Origin of the sequence: Thermotoga sp. 38H-to, assembly GCF_011057665.1 — a bacterium.
Lineage (GTDB): Bacteria > Thermotogota > Thermotogae > Thermotogales > Thermotogaceae > Thermotoga.
The window spans coordinates 548,768-564,161 of record NZ_LNFZ01000001.1 but is presented as its reverse complement, the minus strand read 5'-3'; the positions used below and the strand labels follow the sequence as shown (position 1 = coordinate 564,161).

Below are 15,394 nucleotides of genomic sequence, written 5' to 3'. Positions count from 1 at the left end.
ACAGATCACTCCTCAAAAGTCACAAGGTATCCTTTGGCTTCTTCAAAACTCAGGCTGTATCTCTTTGTTTCTATGATGGTCACGAGATCTTTGTATTCGTACTCACGAATATAGACGTAACCACCTGCAACATCGCACCCGTTTTGCAAATTGTTTGATAGCCTCCTCGCTTTATCGAGAAGTATTCGATCACATATTCTTTCCAGAACGAACGGCAGATCGTCTTCCTTTACATCCTTGAAGAACTTTCCATACGGAGTTTGAGAAAGTTTTTTGAGAAATTCTTCTGTAGAGGACACGTTGGAAAGCTCCACGAAAAGCTGTCTTTCGAGTAAACCCCTGAGTGGAATGAGTAAATTCAGAACTTCGGAAGGTTGAAGCTTGAACAAAAGGCGCGCTCTGTATATCCATTCTATGTTCGTCATGTCTATCTGTAAGTAAAACAGATCTCTGATTCCCTCTGTACAGAAAGAAGATCCACTTAGCTTCCTCTTCATCGTTAGGAAGTACCACAGATCCAAAGCGTTCAACAGATAGTAAACCTTTCCAGAGGTCTGGTAGTTCCTGTAAGCGTTCTCCAGCGGCACGCGATACTCCGTTTTTTCGAGTACTTTCCAGAGCTCTTCCATGTTTTTTGCTGAGAGAAGCGAGGATTCATTGATACTTTTATGGTAAAGAGGATAGAGTTTTGACTCACTGAGGTTCTCGAAGTATCCGGAATGGACTATTCGAATGATGAATTTTACGTTTTCGATCTCAAATCTTTTTTCGAACATGAAAAAGATTTTCCTTATATCGTACGGAAGATAGAAGTAGATTCTGTACAGATCATGGACAATGGCTCCCCTTAACAGGATTTCCAGATCTCTTCTGTGGATCTTCGATACGTCTACATCTTTCAAGAACCTCTGATAATGTGTGTGCTGTTTCAAATAATCGGCTATCTCTATCACGTTGTTCGTCTTCATGAGGTTCCTGAAGTCCTCTTTGGTGAGCATTTTCGACTTCATGGCCTTCACTTTTGCAGAAAGACCCATGAGCTTCATTTCATCACTCCTCTGACAGGAGCATATCTACTATTTCACTAACGAGTTCATCAAGATGTGATTCCAGATCCTCCATTCGTTTCCTCAGCTCCGCTTGCTCCCTTTTGGCTTTGGATTCGATTCTACCCATCTCCAGCTTCGCGTTTTCGATCAGCTCCCTGTAGTGTTCGTCTATCAATTTTTTCCGTTGTTCTTTGAACTCTCTGAGCTTTTCGATCTCTTTTTTATATTCATTTTCCATCTCTTCTTCTAATTTTCTGACCTCTTCTTTGAAATGCTTCTCTCTATCCACAAGGTTCTTCACTATCGCTGCAAGATCGATCTCCATCAGCTTCTCCCCCTTCCTTGATTTCCAAAAAGCTCCCAGAGTTTCACCACAAACCTGACGAGTCTTCTTCTCATCAGAAATTCTCCCACCTCTCGCTCTTTACCCGACAGAACAATGGCGCTCAACGTGAACAATCCCATTCCAAGCAGAACAATCCAGTAGTTCTGAATCACGAAGGAATAGGTGTAGATCCACAGAGTGTGCACCGTTCGATCGATCATGTTGAAATCGGGAGTCGGAAGCTTTATTACCTCGTAGTTCACTCCAACTGGAGACACATGAACCTTTATGAAATGGTAAAAGTAGTGCTCTGGATCGGTACCAAAAAGCTCCGCTCCTGCTCCACCCGTGATGATGTACGGCACACCGTTCCATTCTCCCCTGAAGTAACCGTGGATGTGACCGGCAAAAACCATTGTGACGTTGTATTTCTTCAGGATATTCAAAAGCGTTTGGGCATTTTCCAGATCCTTCATGGAATGCCCAGGTTGTTTTTCCTTACGTGGATCGTACACTGGTACGTGCATAAAAACGAATCGGTATCTGTAAGACTGGGATTTCTCCAGTTCTTTTTTTAACCATTCTAATTGATACGCGTCCACATATTTCTCGTTCGCGTTGTTGAGGACTATGAAATATGAGTTTCCCACGTGGAAGGAATAGTAGAGAGGCCCGAAAATCTTCAAATAGTTTCCGGGATCGTCCGCGAGATCGTGATTACCCGGGACGGGAAGAACCGGTATTTTGAATCTTCTGAGCTGTTCCAGGTACAACTCCCACTTGAACAGAGATCCATCGAAGACCATATCCCCCGTGTTTATGGCAAATGCTGTGTTTTGTTCTCTGTTCACCGTGTCTATGAGTTTGGAAAAGGTGGAGATGGAATTTTTGTTGTCACCAAAGACAATGAAAGTGAAATCGTCTTTTAAACTTTCTTTTTCAACACTTCTGATGTTTTGATACACCAGATCCTTCTCCGGTACAACGAACAGGTAAGTATCCAGAACTTTCAAAACGGACAGTCCGATCATGGTAATTGCTATTCCTATCAAAAAGGAGCGCGTTGTTCCACCTCCTTATGAGAGGATTATACCCCTTTCGGGGCAACTTTAATGGTTTCTTAAATAGAACACGTGATACAATTTAAAAAAACGCAAGGAGGTGTGTTCATGAGGCTTGAAGGGAAGGTGTGTCTGATCACAGGGGCTGGAAGCGGGATAGGGAAAGCCACCACGCTTCTTTTTGCACAGGAAGGAGCAACGGTGATCGCTGGCGATATCTCGAAAGAAAATCTCGATTCTCTTGTGAAAGAGGCAGAAGGACTTCCAGGAAAGGTCGATCCCTATGTCCTGAACGTGACCGACAGGGATCAGATAAAGGAAGTTGTGGAAAAAGTCGTTCAAAAGTACGGTCGAATCGACGTTCTGGTGAACAACGCGGGAATAACAAAGGATGCGCTTCTTGTGAGGATGAAAGAAGAAGACTGGGATGCGGTAATAAACGTGAATCTGAAGGGTGTTTTCAACGTGACTCAGATGGTGGTGCCATACATGATCAAACAGAGGAACGGTTCGATCGTGAACGTCTCCTCTGTCGTTGGAATATACGGAAATCCTGGTCAGACGAATTACGCGGCGTCGAAGGCGGGAGTCATAGGGATGACCAAGACGTGGGCGAAGGAACTCGCTGGAAGAAACATCAGAGTGAACGCTGTGGCACCCGGATTCATAGAAACCCCCATGACCGAAAAACTTCCAGAAAAAGCACGTGAAGCGGCCCTTTCCAGAATACCGCTGGGAAGGTTTGGGAAACCAGAAGAGGTGGCGCAGGTTATACTCTTCCTCGCATCGGACGAGTCAAGTTACGTCACCGGACAGGTGATAGGAATAGATGGGGGCCTCGTGATCTGAGGCCCTCATCTTCTGAAGACTTCCACTCCGTCTATGTAGACCCTCTCCACCACGGATTTCATATCGAACGGATGTCCGCTCCAGACCACAAGATCCGCGTCCTTTCCGGGTTCGATGGAACCGATTCTATCTTCGAGTCCGAGGATCTTAGCAGGATTCACCGTCAGGATCTTCAGCAGATCTTCTTCCATCGCACCGTACCTCATGGCAGTTGCCGCCTGAACGGTTGCAAACTCGAGAGGAATCACCGGGTGATCACACATCAAGGCTATAAGAACCCCATCTTTCAAGAGTTTTGCGATAGTTTCCATCGTCAAATCTTTCAGTTCCAGCTTTGTTCTGAAGGTGAGGAGAGGTCCCACAACGACGGGTATCTTCTTCTCCGCTAGCACCTTAGAAATTTTGTAAGCTTCCGTTCCGTGTTCTATGACGAGGTTGAAACCAAACTCCTCCGCTATTCTGATGGCGGTGAGAATGTCGTCCGCTCGGTGGGCGTGCATCCTGGCGGGAATCTTCTTTCTGAGGACCATCTCACCGACTTCCATTTTCAAGTCCGTTTCGGTGAATTCTTTCCCTTCTTTCTGGGCGAGTTCCTTTTTCTTCATGTAATTCTTCACTTTAGTGAAGTAGTCTCTGATCACTCCCGCTGTTCCCATTCTCGTTGAAGGAGTTTGTTTCCTCTCACCGTAGACCCTCTTTGGATTTTCTCCGAACGCCATCTTCAAACCTGCGGGATCCTTCACAACGCACTCTTCCACAATTATGGATCTGAACTTTATCACGCTTCCCTGTCCACCCACCGGGTTGGCGCTTCCAGGAACGATCATCACGGATGTGACTCCACCGGCAAGGGCTCGTTCTATGGCCGGATCCTGCGGATTGAAACCGTCGAGTGCTTTCACATGCGGTGTGACGGGATCCGTGGCTTCGTTTCCATCGCTGTAGTAGTACCCTACTCCTTCCTCGAAGAGTCCGATGTGGGAGTGCGCATCTACGAAACCGGGAAACAGGAATTTTCCCGTTAGATCAACGATTTCCGCGTCGGGATCTTCTATGTTTTCTCCCACCTTTTCCACTTTTCCGTTCGAGACAAGCACATCTCCTTTGAAGGGTCTGGAAGTTATGGGAAAGACCGTGGCGTTTTTAAAGAGAATCTTCACACTCATCCCTCCCCTTTTGGTTCGCATCACGAACTATTTTAACACGTTCCAGACTGGAAAACACCATGGAGATCAAAAGGAGTGCTGCCCCTAAAAGCTGTTCTCTTGTCATCGTTTCACCCAGCATGAAATAAGAAACAACTGCTGCGAAAACTGGTTCTCCCAGGAAAACAATCGCAGACACGTTGTTTCCAAGCGCTTTCTGGTACTTTGCCTGAAGGTAGATGGCCAGAATGGTGGCCGCAAGAGCGGTGAATACCGCACTCCCAAAAGCCGGGAGTGTGAAGTTCCAGTTCTTCCAGAAAACATTCAGTATCAGGTTCAAAATCCCCACCACCAGAAACTGTGGAAAGAGGAGATCCACTTCTTTGACTCGTTTTGAAAACATCGTTATCAGAACAACATGCAAAGCAAAGCTCACCGCACAGATCAGGGTGAGAAAGTCCCCGAAGTTGAAATCTTTGATTCCACCGGAGATCATGTAAAGCCCCAGGCTTGCGACAAAAAAGGAAACGATCTGGAATATCGTGGGGATTTCTCTCTCCAGAAGATACGCAAAGACCGGAACGAAAACGATGTACATCGATGTGATGAAACCGCTCTTCGTGGAGGTGGTGATCGTGAGTCCCCACGTTTGAGTGGTGTAGGCAATTCCCAGGAGTGTTCCGAGGATCGCTCCGTATTTGATGTTTCCCTTTCCAAACAGAAAATAAGAAAAAAGCGCTGCGATGAAGAATCTAACGGCGATATAAAAGGTGGGAGAGACTCCCACCAGTACGATCTTCTGTATAGGAAATGTCGATCCCCAGATGAACGCAACGAAGAGTAAGCTGAAAAGTGCCTTTACCAATCTTCACCACCCGCTTCTCACTTTGAATTCGAATTCTTTCTCTGAATTGGGCGGAACGATCAATTCGAAAACGATCTGGTCCGAAGTTTCTTTCAACGGTTTGATGGAAAATCTGAGCAGTCTCATCATATTCCCGTAGACGTTGATTCTCACCTTCGATTCCGTTTCGTTCAGGTTCTGAACGGTCACTTTCCAGGTCCTTTCGTATTCGTATGTGTCTTTGTAGTTCCTCTCGTCCAGAATCTCTCCTCTCACGCGAACGTCCCAGGAATCCGTTACGGGAAGCTCCAGAAGGGAGTTTTTCGGAGTGTCGGGGATGCTCGTTTCCCCGATCATTATATCCACACCGGAAATGTTAGAGAATATGCTCACCGTGCCTCCCGGAAGATCCACAGGAGTCTTGAAACTTCTCGTGAAGGTGGTTTTCTGATAGTTGAAAATTGAATCGTTCACTGCAAAAGAGTATGAGTAGTACTCGTTAGTGCTGGGCAAATTCGTTTCTATGAGATTCACAACAGGAGATTTGTCCAGATCTTTTACTTTGCCGAGGTGATACACCTTGACTTCCTCGGACTCGTGTTCTTCGGGCATTTCTCTTGAGGGTGAAGAGCTGAAGTACATCATTTTCCGAATTGAAACTTCTTCGACGGGCCTGGAAACCAAGAAAACATCCGCGCTTTCCACACCAGAGACCGATAGAAAGGCGTTTCCCGTGAGAGTATCTTCGAAGAGATAGTACCTGACGTTCCAGCTTCCTGAGGAACGCAGAAGCAAAGTTACCTTTCCCTGCCCGTTCATCACGAGTTTCCGATCACTCTGAGGTTCTTCGTATTCCAGGACAAGCCACTTTTTCAACGTGGAGTTGTAGATGTAGTACTTCGTGTCTTTTTTCAAAACGAGAGGAGAAGTACTTATCACTTCGAACTGAGAGGGAGGTTCGTCCACCGCTTCGACGGTTTTTCCTTTTATAATTTCTTCCCAGGAAGGTTCTTTTTCCGAAACCACGTACCAGCTTTTTGCTCCGATTACATCCATCACGTTCCAGCCCTGAGGAACGGAGACGGTTTCTGTGCCGCTCACGGATAAACTTTCCATGAGAACCGCACCGTCTTGGAAAAGGATGAGAACGGATGTTGCAAAGATCATTGTCGACGTGAATAAGAGAATTAACAAGCTTCTCATAATTTTCACCCCCTCCTGAAAATTCTATCACCCGGGGTTAAAATATCCTGAGAGGTGATTCGAGATGCAGGTGATCTTTTTTGAGAACGACGAAGAACTCCTGAGAGAAGCTTTGAAAATCAGAAGGAAGGTTTTCATAGAAGAGCAGGGAGTTCCCGAGGAAGAAGAACTCGATGGGAAAGATCCTGAGAGTGTTCACGTGCTTCTCGAAAAGGAAGGAAAGTTCATAGGAACCGCAAGGATAAGAAAGATCGATGATGGAACGTTCAAGATAGAACGTGTGGCGATTCTGAAAGAAGAAAGAAGGAAGGGCCACGGAAGGTTCCTCATGGAGAGTATAGAAAGAGAGCTTTCCTCTAAAGGAGTTCAAAAGATCGTTTTGAACGCTCAAATCCAGGTGAGAGAGTTCTACGAGAGACTCGGTTACAGGGCGGAAGGGGAGGTCTTCTACGAAGCGAACATTCCGCACGTGAGGATGGTGAAGGTGGTGAAACGGTGAAGTTAACCCCTCTCATGGAACAGTACCTGAGAATAAAAGAACAGTACAAAGATTCCATTCTGCTGTTTCGACTGGGAGATTTTTACGAGGCGTTTTTCGAAGACGCGAAGATCGTTTCGAAGGTTCTGAACATAGTTCTCACAAGAAGGCAGGACGCTCCCATGGCGGGCATCCCGTACCACGCGCTGAACACCTACCTGAAAAAGCTCGTCGAAGCGGGCTACAAGGTGGCAATTTGTGATCAGATGGAGGAGCCTTCGAAGTCGAAGAAACTGATCAGAAGGGAAGTCACGCGTGTTGTCACTCCTGGATCCATCGTAGAAGATGAGTTTCTCAGCGAAACGAACAACTACATGGCCGTTGTCTCAGAAGAGAAAGGACGGTACTGTACGGTTTTCTGTGATATCTCGACAGGTGAGGTCCTGGTTCATGAAAGTTCAGACGAACAGGAAACGATGGACCTGCTGAAAAATTACTCCATTTCCCAGATCATCTGTCCAGAGCACCTGAAATCTTCTTTGAGGGAACGCTTTCCAGGTGTTTACACAGAGTCCATAAGCGAGTGGTATTTCTCAGATCTGGAAGAAGTGGAAAAAGCCTACAATCTGAAGGACATTCATCATTTCGAACTTTCACCCCTTGCACTGAAGACCCTTGCGGCGCTGATAAAGTATGTCAAGTACACGATGATCACGGAAGAGCTGAATCTGAAGCCCCCTCTTCTCATCTCTCAGAGAGATTACATGATACTCGATTCCGCAACGGTGGAAAATCTTTCGTTGATTCCCGGTGACAAAGGAAAGAACCTTTTCGATGTGTTGAACAACACGGAAACTCCCATGGGGTCTCGACTCCTGAAAAAATGGATTCTCCACCCCTTGGTTGATAGAGAACAGATCGAAGAAAGGCTCGAGGCTGTGGAAAGACTGGTGAACGACAGGGTGAGCCTGGAGGAGATGAGGAACCTCCTTTCGAACGTAAGGGATGTGGAGCGGATCGTTTCACGGGTGGAATACAATAGAACCGTTCCCAGGGATCTGGTGGCACTCAGAGAGACGCTGGAAATCATTCCGAAACTGAACGAAATTCTTTCAACTTTCGGTGTGTTCGAAAAACTCGCTTTCCCGGAAAGACTGCTTGACCTGCTTCGAAGAGCCATTGAAGATGACCCGGTGGGAAGTCCCGGCGAGGGAAAGGTTATAAAGAGGGGATTCTCACCTGAACTCGACGAGTACAGGGATCTTCTGGAACATGCCGAAGAGAGACTCAAAGAGTTTGAAGAGAAGGAGAGAAAAAGAACGGGTATTCAAAAGCTGAGGGTTGGATACAACCAGGTCTTTGGTTACTACATAGAGGTGACGAAAGCGAATCTGGACAAGATTCCCGATGATTACGAAAGAAAACAAACTCTTGTCAATTCTGAAAGATTCATCACACCCGAATTGAAGGAATTCGAGACAAAGATAATGGCCGCTAAAGAGAGAATAGAAGAACTGGAAAAGGAACTTTTCAAAAACGTGTGCGAAGAGGTGAAAAAGCACAAGGAGATTCTCCTCAAGATCTCAGAGGAACTGGCAAAAATCGATGTGCTTTCGACGTTAGCCTACGATGCTATCCTGTGCAACTACACAAAACCCGTCTTTTCGGAAGACAGACTGGAGATCAAAGGTGGAAGACACCCGGTCGTTGAAAGGTTCACGCAAAACTTCGTTGAAAACGATATTTACATGGACAACGAGAAGAGATTTGTGGTGATAACAGGCCCCAACATGAGCGGAAAGTCCACCTTCATCAGACAGGTGGGTCTCATATCCCTCATGGCGCAGATAGGATCGTTTGTGCCAGCACAGAAGGCGGTTCTTCCCGTGTTCGACAGGATCTTCACACGAATGGGTGCCAGAGACGATCTTGCTGGTGGTAGAAGTACGTTCCTTGTCGAGATGAACGAGATGGCACTCATCCTGCTGAAATCAACGGAGAAGAGCCTGGTTCTCCTGGATGAGGTGGGAAGAGGCACAAGCACCCAGGACGGAGTCAGCATAGCCTGGGCAATTTCAGAAGAACTCATAAAAAGAGGATGTAAGGTCTTGTTTGCCACTCACTTCACGGAACTCACGGAACTCGAAAAACACTTTCCACAGGTCCAGAACAAAACCATTCTGGTAAAGGAAGAGGGCAAAAACGTGATATTCACCCACAAGGTGGTGAAAGGTGTGGCAGACAGAAGTTATGGAATAGAGGTCGCAAAGATAGCGGGTATTCCTGACAGGGTCATAAACAGAGCTTATGAGATTCTGGAGAGGAATTTTAAAAACAGCACGAAGAAAAACGGAAAATCGAACAGATTCAGTCAGCAAATTCCTCTCTTTCCTGTTTGATGCTCCTTATCAGTTCGACGTAATTGTCGTTTTTGAAGATACCGTATCCCATTACAAGGATCGTCGCACCGTTTTTAACCAGTATCGACGCGTTCTCTTCGTTTACACCGCCGTCGACCATGATTTCTGTTTCCAGTCCCAGTTCCTTCACCATCTTTCTCAGGTTTCTTATTTTCTCAAGACTCCTTGCTATGAACCTCTGACCAGAGAAACCAGGATTGACGCTCATCACCAGTACACCGTCGACGTCGGTTATGATCTCTGAAAGAAGATCGATGGGAGTATGCGGGTTTATGGCCACAAAGGCCTGAGCTCCAAGGTCTTTAACACGATGGACCAATCTGTGGAGATGAAAGGTCGATTCGTAATGGATGGCCACCATATCTGCTCCTTCTTCTATGAATCGGTCGATGTAATCTTCGGGATTGGTGATCATCAGGTGTACACTTATGGGAAGTTTTGTTTCTTTCCTGAGGGCTTTCAGAACGGGAAGCCCGAAGGAAATGTTTGGAACAAAGTGACCATCCATGACATCGAAATGGATCATATCCACGTGCTCTTCCACTCTTTTCACTTCATCGGCCAGTCTTGCAAGGTCACATGCGAGAATTGAAGCGGCCACTTTCGCCATTATTTTTTCCTCCTTTCCAGAAGCTCGTAAAACATCTTCACGTAGTTCTCGTATCGACTCTCTGCGATTTCTCCGTTCTCCACAGCTTCTTTCACTCCACACTCCGGTTCATCCACGTGGTTGCAATCTGAGAAGAAACACTGTTTGTCTCCGAATTCCTTGAAGTAGTGTTTCAGTTCCTTGGGTTCTATGTCGTTGATCTCCAGATTTGCGAAACCCGGAGTATCAACCACATAACCACCGAAATCGAATTTCAAGAGCTGAGCAGTTGTTGTGGTATGTCTTCCTCTCTGGAGTTTCTCTGAGACTTCGCTCACACGAAGCTTCAAGCCGGGATTTATGGCATTGAGCAAGCTACTTTTTCCGACCCCGGAGAGTCCGGCCATCGTGCTGATCTTTCCCTTTAGATATTCCTTGAGCTCCTCAATTCCCATTCCGGTTTTCGCGCTGGTTTTCACGATTGGATAAAGTTCAGAATAGATCTCTTCCAGTTCTCTCACCTTCTTCAAATCGTCTCCATCGTAAAGGTCTATCTTGTTGATGACTATCACCGTTTCCAGTTCGTTCTTTTCGGCGAGTACAAGAAATTTATCGATTATGTAGGTCGAAGTTTCCGGCATTTTCACTGTGGCCACGAGAATCACCTGATCCACGTTTGCAACGTGAGGTTTGGTGAGCAAATTTTTCCTATGTAGCACGTTCTCTATGACTCCAGAACCTGTTCCGTCCGGTGTGTACTCCACCCTGTCTCCAACGTATATCTTGAGGTTTTGCAGGCGGAATTTCCCTCTCAGTTTGCAGAGGACTTTTTCACCTGTTTCCTCGTCTTCAACCGTGACCATGTTCGAGTGAAAACTCACCACTATTCCTCTTCTTCTCAAACTCATTCCTCCCCAAGGATGAGGATAACCTCCGTTGCCATGGAACCTTCAGGAGGATACTGTGCCACTACCGTATCACCCGTTCCAAGAAGCAAAACACGGGGATCGTCCTTCAGTTCGTCCGCTTTTTTGCCCACAAAATTCTCCACCAAAAAATAGCTTTCTCTCTCACCTGTATCGATCAGAAGAATTAATCTTCCTTTGTAAACCTGCCCCTCTTCCGGATAGGTTGCGAGAATCCTGTCTTTTTCGGTGCCAAAAGGAAAATAAACGGTTTCATAATTCCACCCGAGCCTCTTCAGGATCTCTTCTGCGACTGAGAGATTCAGCTGTGAAAGACGAGGCACGGTTCTTTTTTGAGGATTTTCGTAATAGAGGTTTACCGTTCTTCCCTTCTTCACCCTTGAACCGGTTCGTGGATAAGCGTCTACCACCGTTTCGGAAGAAGACGTGTCGCAAAACAAACCAGATGCCTTCAGTCTTTCACACGCTTCTGTTCCAGAAAGCCCGACAACATCTGGCACCGTGCTGTACTGACTCTGATAAAGCTTTATTGCGAACAGAAAGAAAAAACCACCAACCACAATGCCCGTTACTATTCCGAGAAATACCCTCATGATGTTGAATTCATTCTCTTCAGCCTCAGCTGACCACAGGCCGCTTCGATGTCGCTACCTTTTTCTCGTCTGATTTCTGCTTCGACTCCGTTTTCCAGTAGTATCCTCTTGAAGGTCAAAAGACGTTCCCTCGACGGTCTTCTCAAGCCTTCCACTGTTGGATTCACGGGGATCAGATTCACGAAAACCTTCATGTTCTTCAAGATTTCGGCCAGTTTCTTTGCGTCGCTTATCTCATCGTTTATGCCCCTTATGAGCACATACTCTATCGTTACACGATTTCCTGTCTTCTTCTGATAGATCTTAACCGCATTCAAGATCTCTTCGATGGAGTACTTCTTGTTCAAAGGAACGAGCTGATCCCTCTTGAAGTTTGTCGGAGCGTGGAGTGAAAGAGCAAGCTTCACATCAAGCCCTTCTTCAGCCAGCTGGATTATTCTGTCCGGGATTCCAACTGTCGAAATCGTGATCCTCCTGATACCTATATTTCCCATCTTTTTGTGGTTCAGTATTCTTATGCTTTTTATCGTGTTTTCGTAGTTCAAAAGAGGCTCCCCCATTCCCATGTACACAACGTTTCCTATTTTTTTCTTCTCTTCTTTTTCCATGGAAAGGATCTGTGCTACGATTTCTCCTGTGGTTAGATTTCTGACAAATCCGCTCATTCCTGTGGCGCAGAAAATACACTTCACGGGACATCCAACCTGGGTTGAGATGCAGGCCGTTACTCTGTCCGGATGGAAAAGCATCACAGATTCTATCGTGTTCGCGTCTTCGAGTTCCCAGAGGAATTTGGTGGTACCATCTATTTTGGAAACCTTCTTGTCGAGGAGTTTCAAGAAAGGAATAGAAAAGTGCTCTTTCAGAAGAGCACGGTGCTGTTTTGAAAGGTTTGTCATCTCATCGAAGTTGTTCACTTTTTTGTTGAACACCCAGTCCAAAATCTGATCTGCCCTGTAACGCTCGAGACCCAGGTTCGTGATCTTGGCTACCAGTTCTTCATAAGAAAGATCGAGTAGATTCTTCAAGTCAACACCTCCCAGTTTGAAATTATACTATAGAGTTTAAGGAGGGATATCTTTGGACAAAATCTTTGAATCTCTTTACAAAGCAGGCTGTGATGTGCGAATGTTCGAAAAACTTTCCTGCCATACCAGCATAAAAATCGGTGGAAGGGTGAAATATCTTGTCCTTCCCAACGATGTTTTTTCCCTGGAACGAGCCATCACCGTTCTGAAGGATCTTCCGTTTCAAATAATGGGACTCGGCACGAATCTTCTGGTTCAAGATGAGGATCTGGATATCGCAGTGGTGAAAACAGAAAGGCTGAATCAAATTGAAATAAAGGAGGAAAAGGTACTGGTGGAAAGTGGAACTCCCTTGAAGAGACTCTGTCTATTTTTGATGGAAGCGGAACTCGGGGGACTGGAGTTCGCGTACGGGATACCGGGGAGTGTGGGGGGAGCCATCTATATGAACGCGGGAGCGTACGGTGGAGAAATCGGGGAGTTCGTCGAAGCGGTCGAGGTTCTAAGAGATGGAGAAAGGATCTGGCTTTCGAAGAACGAGATTTTTTTCGGCTACAGGGACAGTACATTTAAAAAGGAGAAATTGATCATAACACGTGTGATGATGAGCTTCAAAAAAGAGAAGAAGGAAACCATAAAAGCGAGGATGGATGATTATATGAGGAGGCGTCTGGAGAAACAACCCCTTGACCTTCCAAGCGCGGGAAGTGTGTTCAAGAGGCCAAGAGAGGATTTCTACGTGGGAAAGGCCATAGAATCCCTGGGTTTGAAAGGCTACAGAATCGGAGGGGCTCAGATATCGGAAAAACATGCGGGATTCATCGTGAACGCAGAAAACGCTACTTTCAACGACGTGATGAAACTCATCGAGTTTGTGAAAAAAAAGGTGAAAGAGAAATACGGTGTGGAGCTGGAAACGGAGGTCGAAATCTGGTGGAATGGAAGATGGTGGTGAAACCCCACACGGAAAGGATCAACGTTAAGAGATCGGAGTTCTATGCCACCATATTTCCGATAAAGGATGAAAAAGACTTTCGTGAAAAGTTGAAAGAAGTTTCGGAAAGAGATGCCACTCACAACTGCTGGGCTTACAGAATTTTCTCTCCAAGCGGTATCCTTGAACACAGTTCGGACGATGGCGAGCCGAACGGAACGGCGGGCAGACCCATTCTTGGGGTTTTGAAAAAATACAATCTTATGAACACAGCGATCGTTGTCACAAGATATTTCGGTGGGGTGAAACTGGGTGTTCGTGGACTCATAGAAGCTTACTCTTCGGCTGCTGAGACAGCGGTCAAGGGAGCAGAGCTGAGAAGGCTGAGGCTCATGAAAGAGTTCGAAGTGGAAGTAAATTATCAGGAATTGAACAACGTGTTCAGAGTTGTAGAGATGATGGGACTGGAACTTGTTGAGATGGATTACACAGAAAGGGGGGCAAAAATCCTGCTGCGTGGTCTTGAAATACCTGAAAACCTGGTTATAAAAACGATTCGTGATGTGTTAATATAATCACGAAGGAGGGAAAACAAATGAAAGAACTGGAGGATCTCGAAAGGATTCTCAATTCAATGATAGAAGATTACAGAAAGCTGAAAGAAGAGAACAGAGAACTGTGGTCGAAGGTGAAACAGTTGAACGAGAGGATACTTCACTTAGAAAAGGAGAAAGAACAGTTGGAAAAGACCATCGAGCAGCACAAAAGGTCCCTGAACACGCTCGTGGAGAAAATTCAGCGCTTTCTCTCCCTCACAACCGATCAGGGGATGATACAGGATGAAGAAGAAAATAAGCGTTAGACTTGGAAAGAAAGTGTACAACCTCGTTACGGATGAAGATCTGGAGATAGTCAATCAAACTATAGAGAAAATAGAAAAAGACTTCAAGCGGTACGAAGAATTCATCGATGAAGTGGGGATAGATAACATCCTGTTCGTCATGTTGGCCAACACCGTGCTCGAAAATGTGAAAATGAGTGAGAGAATCAAAAATCTGAAGAAAAAACTCTCTCAGGCACTCAGGGAAGGTGATCAGAAACCTTGAAAAGAATAGTCGTTGTGTCCGGGCTTTCGGGAGCGGGTAAAACCTCCGCCATGGGTTTTCTTGAGGATCTGGGGTATTTCTGTGTTGATAACGTTCCCGGTAACATACTGGAGGAACTCTTGAAGCTCTTCATGAGTTCCGATCTTGAAAAGATGGCGATGGCCATTGATGTGCGAAGCGAACACCTCGGAGATCCCATATCGACGGTTGAGAGAATAAAAGAAAAGACGAACGCTCTGGTAATTTTTCTGGAGGCGTCCACGGAGGAACTTCTGAGGAGATACGCTCTGACGAGAAGAAGACACCCTCTTCAGAAGGACGGAGTAGGGCTGGAAGATGCCATAGAGAAGGAGAGGAAAATCCTGTCTCGTATAAGGGAAATCGCGGACGTTGTGATAGATACAACCAGCATGAACACACATCAACTGCGCGAAACTCTGACGCATTTTCTCGTGAACCAGGCCGGTGGAACCTCTGTCAGAATAATGAGTTTCGGATTCAAACACGGAATTCCAATGGACGTGGATTTCGTTTTTGATGCTCGTTTTCTCCCGAACCCACACTACGTACCGGAACTTTCTTCAAAAACGGGTTTGGATAGCGAGGTAGAAGCGTACTTTAAAAATTATCCAGTGGTGGAAGAGTTCATCGAAAAGATCTATGAAGTACTCAAAGTGGCGATAGAAGAGTACCAGAGAACTGGAAGAAGAATAATCACTGTGGGAATAGGATGTACCGGCGGCAAGCATAGATCTGTGTATATCGCACACAGGCTGAAAGAAATGCTGGAAAAAGAAGGTTTTACGGTCATTGAGAAACACAGGGACAGAGAGAAGGTGTGAGC

At 45.9% G+C, this 15,394-nt stretch carries 18 protein-coding genes; 8 read left to right on the top strand and 10 right to left on the bottom strand.

The window, feature by feature from the left end; genetic code table 11:
* Positions 1-5 precede the first annotated feature (5 nt).
* The 3 genes from AS158_RS03075 to AS158_RS03065 are packed head-to-tail and all read right to left on the bottom strand — an operon-like array spanning position 6 to position 2,405.
* Positions 6-1,046, bottom strand: coding sequence for a V-type ATPase subunit (locus AS158_RS03075; RefSeq protein ID WP_165304476.1), 1,041 nt, complete (start codon positions 1,044-1,046; stop codon positions 6-8).
* A 4-nt stretch (positions 1,047-1,050) separates the two neighbouring features.
* The gene (locus AS158_RS03070; RefSeq protein ID WP_165304475.1) at positions 1,051-1,374 is read right to left on the bottom strand and encodes a V-type ATPase 116kDa subunit family protein; all 324 of its coding nucleotides are present in this window, start codon (positions 1,372-1,374) and stop codon (positions 1,051-1,053) included.
* Positions 1,374-2,405 (bottom strand): metallophosphoesterase, encoded by a 1,032-nt coding sequence (locus AS158_RS03065; protein WP_165304474.1) that lies wholly within the window; start codon positions 2,403-2,405, stop codon positions 1,374-1,376. Before AS158_RS03065 ends, AS158_RS03070 begins: the two co-directional genes overlap by 1 nt.
* Before the next feature lie 138 nt (positions 2,406-2,543).
* Here AS158_RS03065 and fabG point away from each other — a divergent pair, with 138 nt between their 5' ends.
* Positions 2,544-3,284, top strand: coding sequence for a 3-oxoacyl-[acyl-carrier-protein] reductase (gene fabG, locus AS158_RS03060; protein WP_008194573.1), 741 nt, complete (start codon positions 2,544-2,546; stop codon positions 3,282-3,284).
* 5 nt (positions 3,285-3,289) lie between these two features.
* Here the strand turns inward: fabG and AS158_RS03055 are convergent, their stop codons facing one another.
* Genes AS158_RS03055 through AS158_RS03045 form a run of 3 tightly spaced genes read right to left on the bottom strand, consistent with a single transcriptional unit; the run spans position 3,290 to position 6,476 of the window.
* Positions 3,290-4,450 (bottom strand): amidohydrolase, encoded by a 1,161-nt coding sequence (locus AS158_RS03055; RefSeq protein WP_038050976.1) that lies wholly within the window; start codon positions 4,448-4,450, stop codon positions 3,290-3,292.
* On the bottom strand, positions 4,428-5,294 hold the full coding sequence (locus AS158_RS03050) for a DMT family transporter (RefSeq protein ID WP_165304473.1): 867 nt from the start codon (positions 5,292-5,294) through the stop codon (positions 4,428-4,430). The genes AS158_RS03055 and AS158_RS03050 overlap by 23 nt, the downstream gene beginning before the upstream one ends.
* A 3-nt stretch (positions 5,295-5,297) precedes the next feature.
* Positions 5,298-6,476 carry a hypothetical protein gene (locus AS158_RS03045; RefSeq protein WP_165304472.1) on the bottom strand — a complete coding sequence of 393 codons (1,179 nt, stop codon included), beginning with the start codon at positions 6,474-6,476 and terminating at the stop codon, positions 5,298-5,300.
* Positions 6,477-6,540: 64 nt separating this feature from the next.
* Here AS158_RS03045 and AS158_RS03040 point away from each other — a divergent pair, with 64 nt between their 5' ends.
* On the top strand, positions 6,541-6,975 hold the full coding sequence (locus AS158_RS03040; RefSeq protein WP_008194580.1) for a GNAT family N-acetyltransferase: 435 nt from the start codon (positions 6,541-6,543) through the stop codon (positions 6,973-6,975).
* A complete protein-coding gene (gene mutS, locus AS158_RS03035) occupies positions 6,972-9,353 on the top strand; it encodes a DNA mismatch repair protein MutS (RefSeq protein WP_165304471.1) in 2,382 nt (793 codons plus the stop codon). The genes AS158_RS03040 and mutS overlap by 4 nt, the downstream gene beginning before the upstream one ends.
* Here mutS and rpe read toward each other — a convergent pair.
* From rpe to rlmN, 4 genes are read right to left on the bottom strand one after another with little or no spacing between them, the layout of a single operon-like run.
* Positions 9,322-9,984, bottom strand: coding sequence for a ribulose-phosphate 3-epimerase (rpe, locus tag AS158_RS03030; protein WP_165304470.1), 663 nt, complete (start codon positions 9,982-9,984; stop codon positions 9,322-9,324). The two genes, mutS and rpe, sit on opposite strands and share 32 nt — an antisense overlap.
* The gene (gene rsgA / locus AS158_RS03025; RefSeq protein WP_206516517.1) at positions 9,984-10,871 is read right to left on the bottom strand and encodes a ribosome small subunit-dependent GTPase A; all 888 of its coding nucleotides are present in this window, start codon (positions 10,869-10,871) and stop codon (positions 9,984-9,986) included. The genes rpe and rsgA overlap by 1 nt, the downstream gene beginning before the upstream one ends.
* Positions 10,868-11,482 carry a PASTA domain-containing protein gene (locus tag AS158_RS03020; RefSeq protein WP_165304468.1) on the bottom strand — a complete coding sequence of 205 codons (615 nt, stop codon included), beginning with the start codon at positions 11,480-11,482 and terminating at the stop codon, positions 10,868-10,870. Before AS158_RS03020 ends, rsgA begins: the two co-directional genes overlap by 4 nt.
* Positions 11,479-12,510, bottom strand: coding sequence for a 23S rRNA (adenine(2503)-C(2))-methyltransferase RlmN (rlmN, locus tag AS158_RS03015; RefSeq protein ID WP_165304467.1), 1,032 nt, complete (start codon positions 12,508-12,510; stop codon positions 11,479-11,481). The genes AS158_RS03020 and rlmN overlap by 4 nt, the downstream gene beginning before the upstream one ends.
* A gap of 52 nt (positions 12,511-12,562) precedes the next feature.
* Between rlmN and murB the strand changes: the two genes are divergently transcribed.
* From murB to rapZ, 5 genes are read left to right on the top strand one after another with little or no spacing between them, the layout of a single operon-like run.
* A complete protein-coding gene (gene murB / locus AS158_RS03010) occupies positions 12,563-13,465 on the top strand; it encodes a UDP-N-acetylmuramate dehydrogenase (protein ID WP_165304466.1) in 903 nt (300 codons plus the stop codon).
* Positions 13,444-14,019: a YigZ family protein gene (locus AS158_RS03005; RefSeq protein WP_165304465.1), complete on the top strand. Its 576-nt coding sequence runs from the start codon at positions 13,444-13,446 to the stop codon at positions 14,017-14,019. Before murB ends, AS158_RS03005 begins: the two co-directional genes overlap by 22 nt.
* Before the next feature lie 20 nt (positions 14,020-14,039).
* A complete protein-coding gene (locus tag AS158_RS03000; protein WP_165304464.1) occupies positions 14,040-14,306 on the top strand; it encodes a hypothetical protein in 267 nt (88 codons plus the stop codon).
* Entirely contained in the window at positions 14,284-14,550 is a 267-nt protein-coding gene (locus AS158_RS02995) for a hypothetical protein (protein ID WP_165304463.1), read from the top strand. The genes AS158_RS03000 and AS158_RS02995 overlap by 23 nt, the downstream gene beginning before the upstream one ends.
* Positions 14,547-15,392: an RNase adapter RapZ gene (gene rapZ / locus AS158_RS02990; RefSeq protein WP_165304462.1), complete on the top strand. Its 846-nt coding sequence runs from the start codon at positions 14,547-14,549 to the stop codon at positions 15,390-15,392. Before AS158_RS02995 ends, rapZ begins: the two co-directional genes overlap by 4 nt.
* Positions 15,393-15,394 lie beyond the last annotated feature (2 nt).

Coding starts and splice junctions, on each gene's coding strand:
- AS158_RS03075 (WP_165304476.1), bottom strand. CDS start 1,046: ATGAAGCTCATGGGTCTTTCTGCAAAAGTGAAGGCCATGAAGTCGAAA.
- AS158_RS03070 (WP_165304475.1), bottom strand. CDS start 1,374: ATGGAGATCGATCTTGCAGCGATAGTGAAGAACCTTGTGGATAGAGAG.
- AS158_RS03065 (WP_165304474.1), bottom strand. CDS start 2,405: ATGATCGGACTGTCCGTTTTGAAAGTTCTGGATACTTACCTGTTCGTT.
- fabG (WP_008194573.1), top strand. CDS start 2,544: ATGAGGCTTGAAGGGAAGGTGTGTCTGATCACAGGGGCTGGAAGCGGG.
- AS158_RS03055 (WP_038050976.1), bottom strand. CDS start 4,450: ATGAGTGTGAAGATTCTCTTTAAAAACGCCACGGTCTTTCCCATAACT.
- AS158_RS03045 (WP_165304472.1), bottom strand. CDS start 6,476: ATGAGAAGCTTGTTAATTCTCTTATTCACGTCGACAATGATCTTTGCA.
- AS158_RS03040 (WP_008194580.1), top strand. CDS start 6,541: ATGCAGGTGATCTTTTTTGAGAACGACGAAGAACTCCTGAGAGAAGCT.
- rpe (WP_165304470.1), bottom strand. CDS start 9,984: ATGGCGAAAGTGGCCGCTTCAATTCTCGCATGTGACCTTGCAAGACTG.
- rsgA (WP_206516517.1), bottom strand. CDS start 10,871: ATGAGTTTGAGAAGAAGAGGAATAGTGGTGAGTTTTCACTCGAACATG.
- AS158_RS03020 (WP_165304468.1), bottom strand. CDS start 11,482: ATGAGGGTATTTCTCGGAATAGTAACGGGCATTGTGGTTGGTGGTTTT.
- AS158_RS03000 (WP_165304464.1), top strand. CDS start 14,040: ATGAAAGAACTGGAGGATCTCGAAAGGATTCTCAATTCAATGATAGAA.
- AS158_RS02995 (WP_165304463.1), top strand. CDS start 14,284: ATGAAGAAGAAAATAAGCGTTAGACTTGGAAAGAAAGTGTACAACCTC.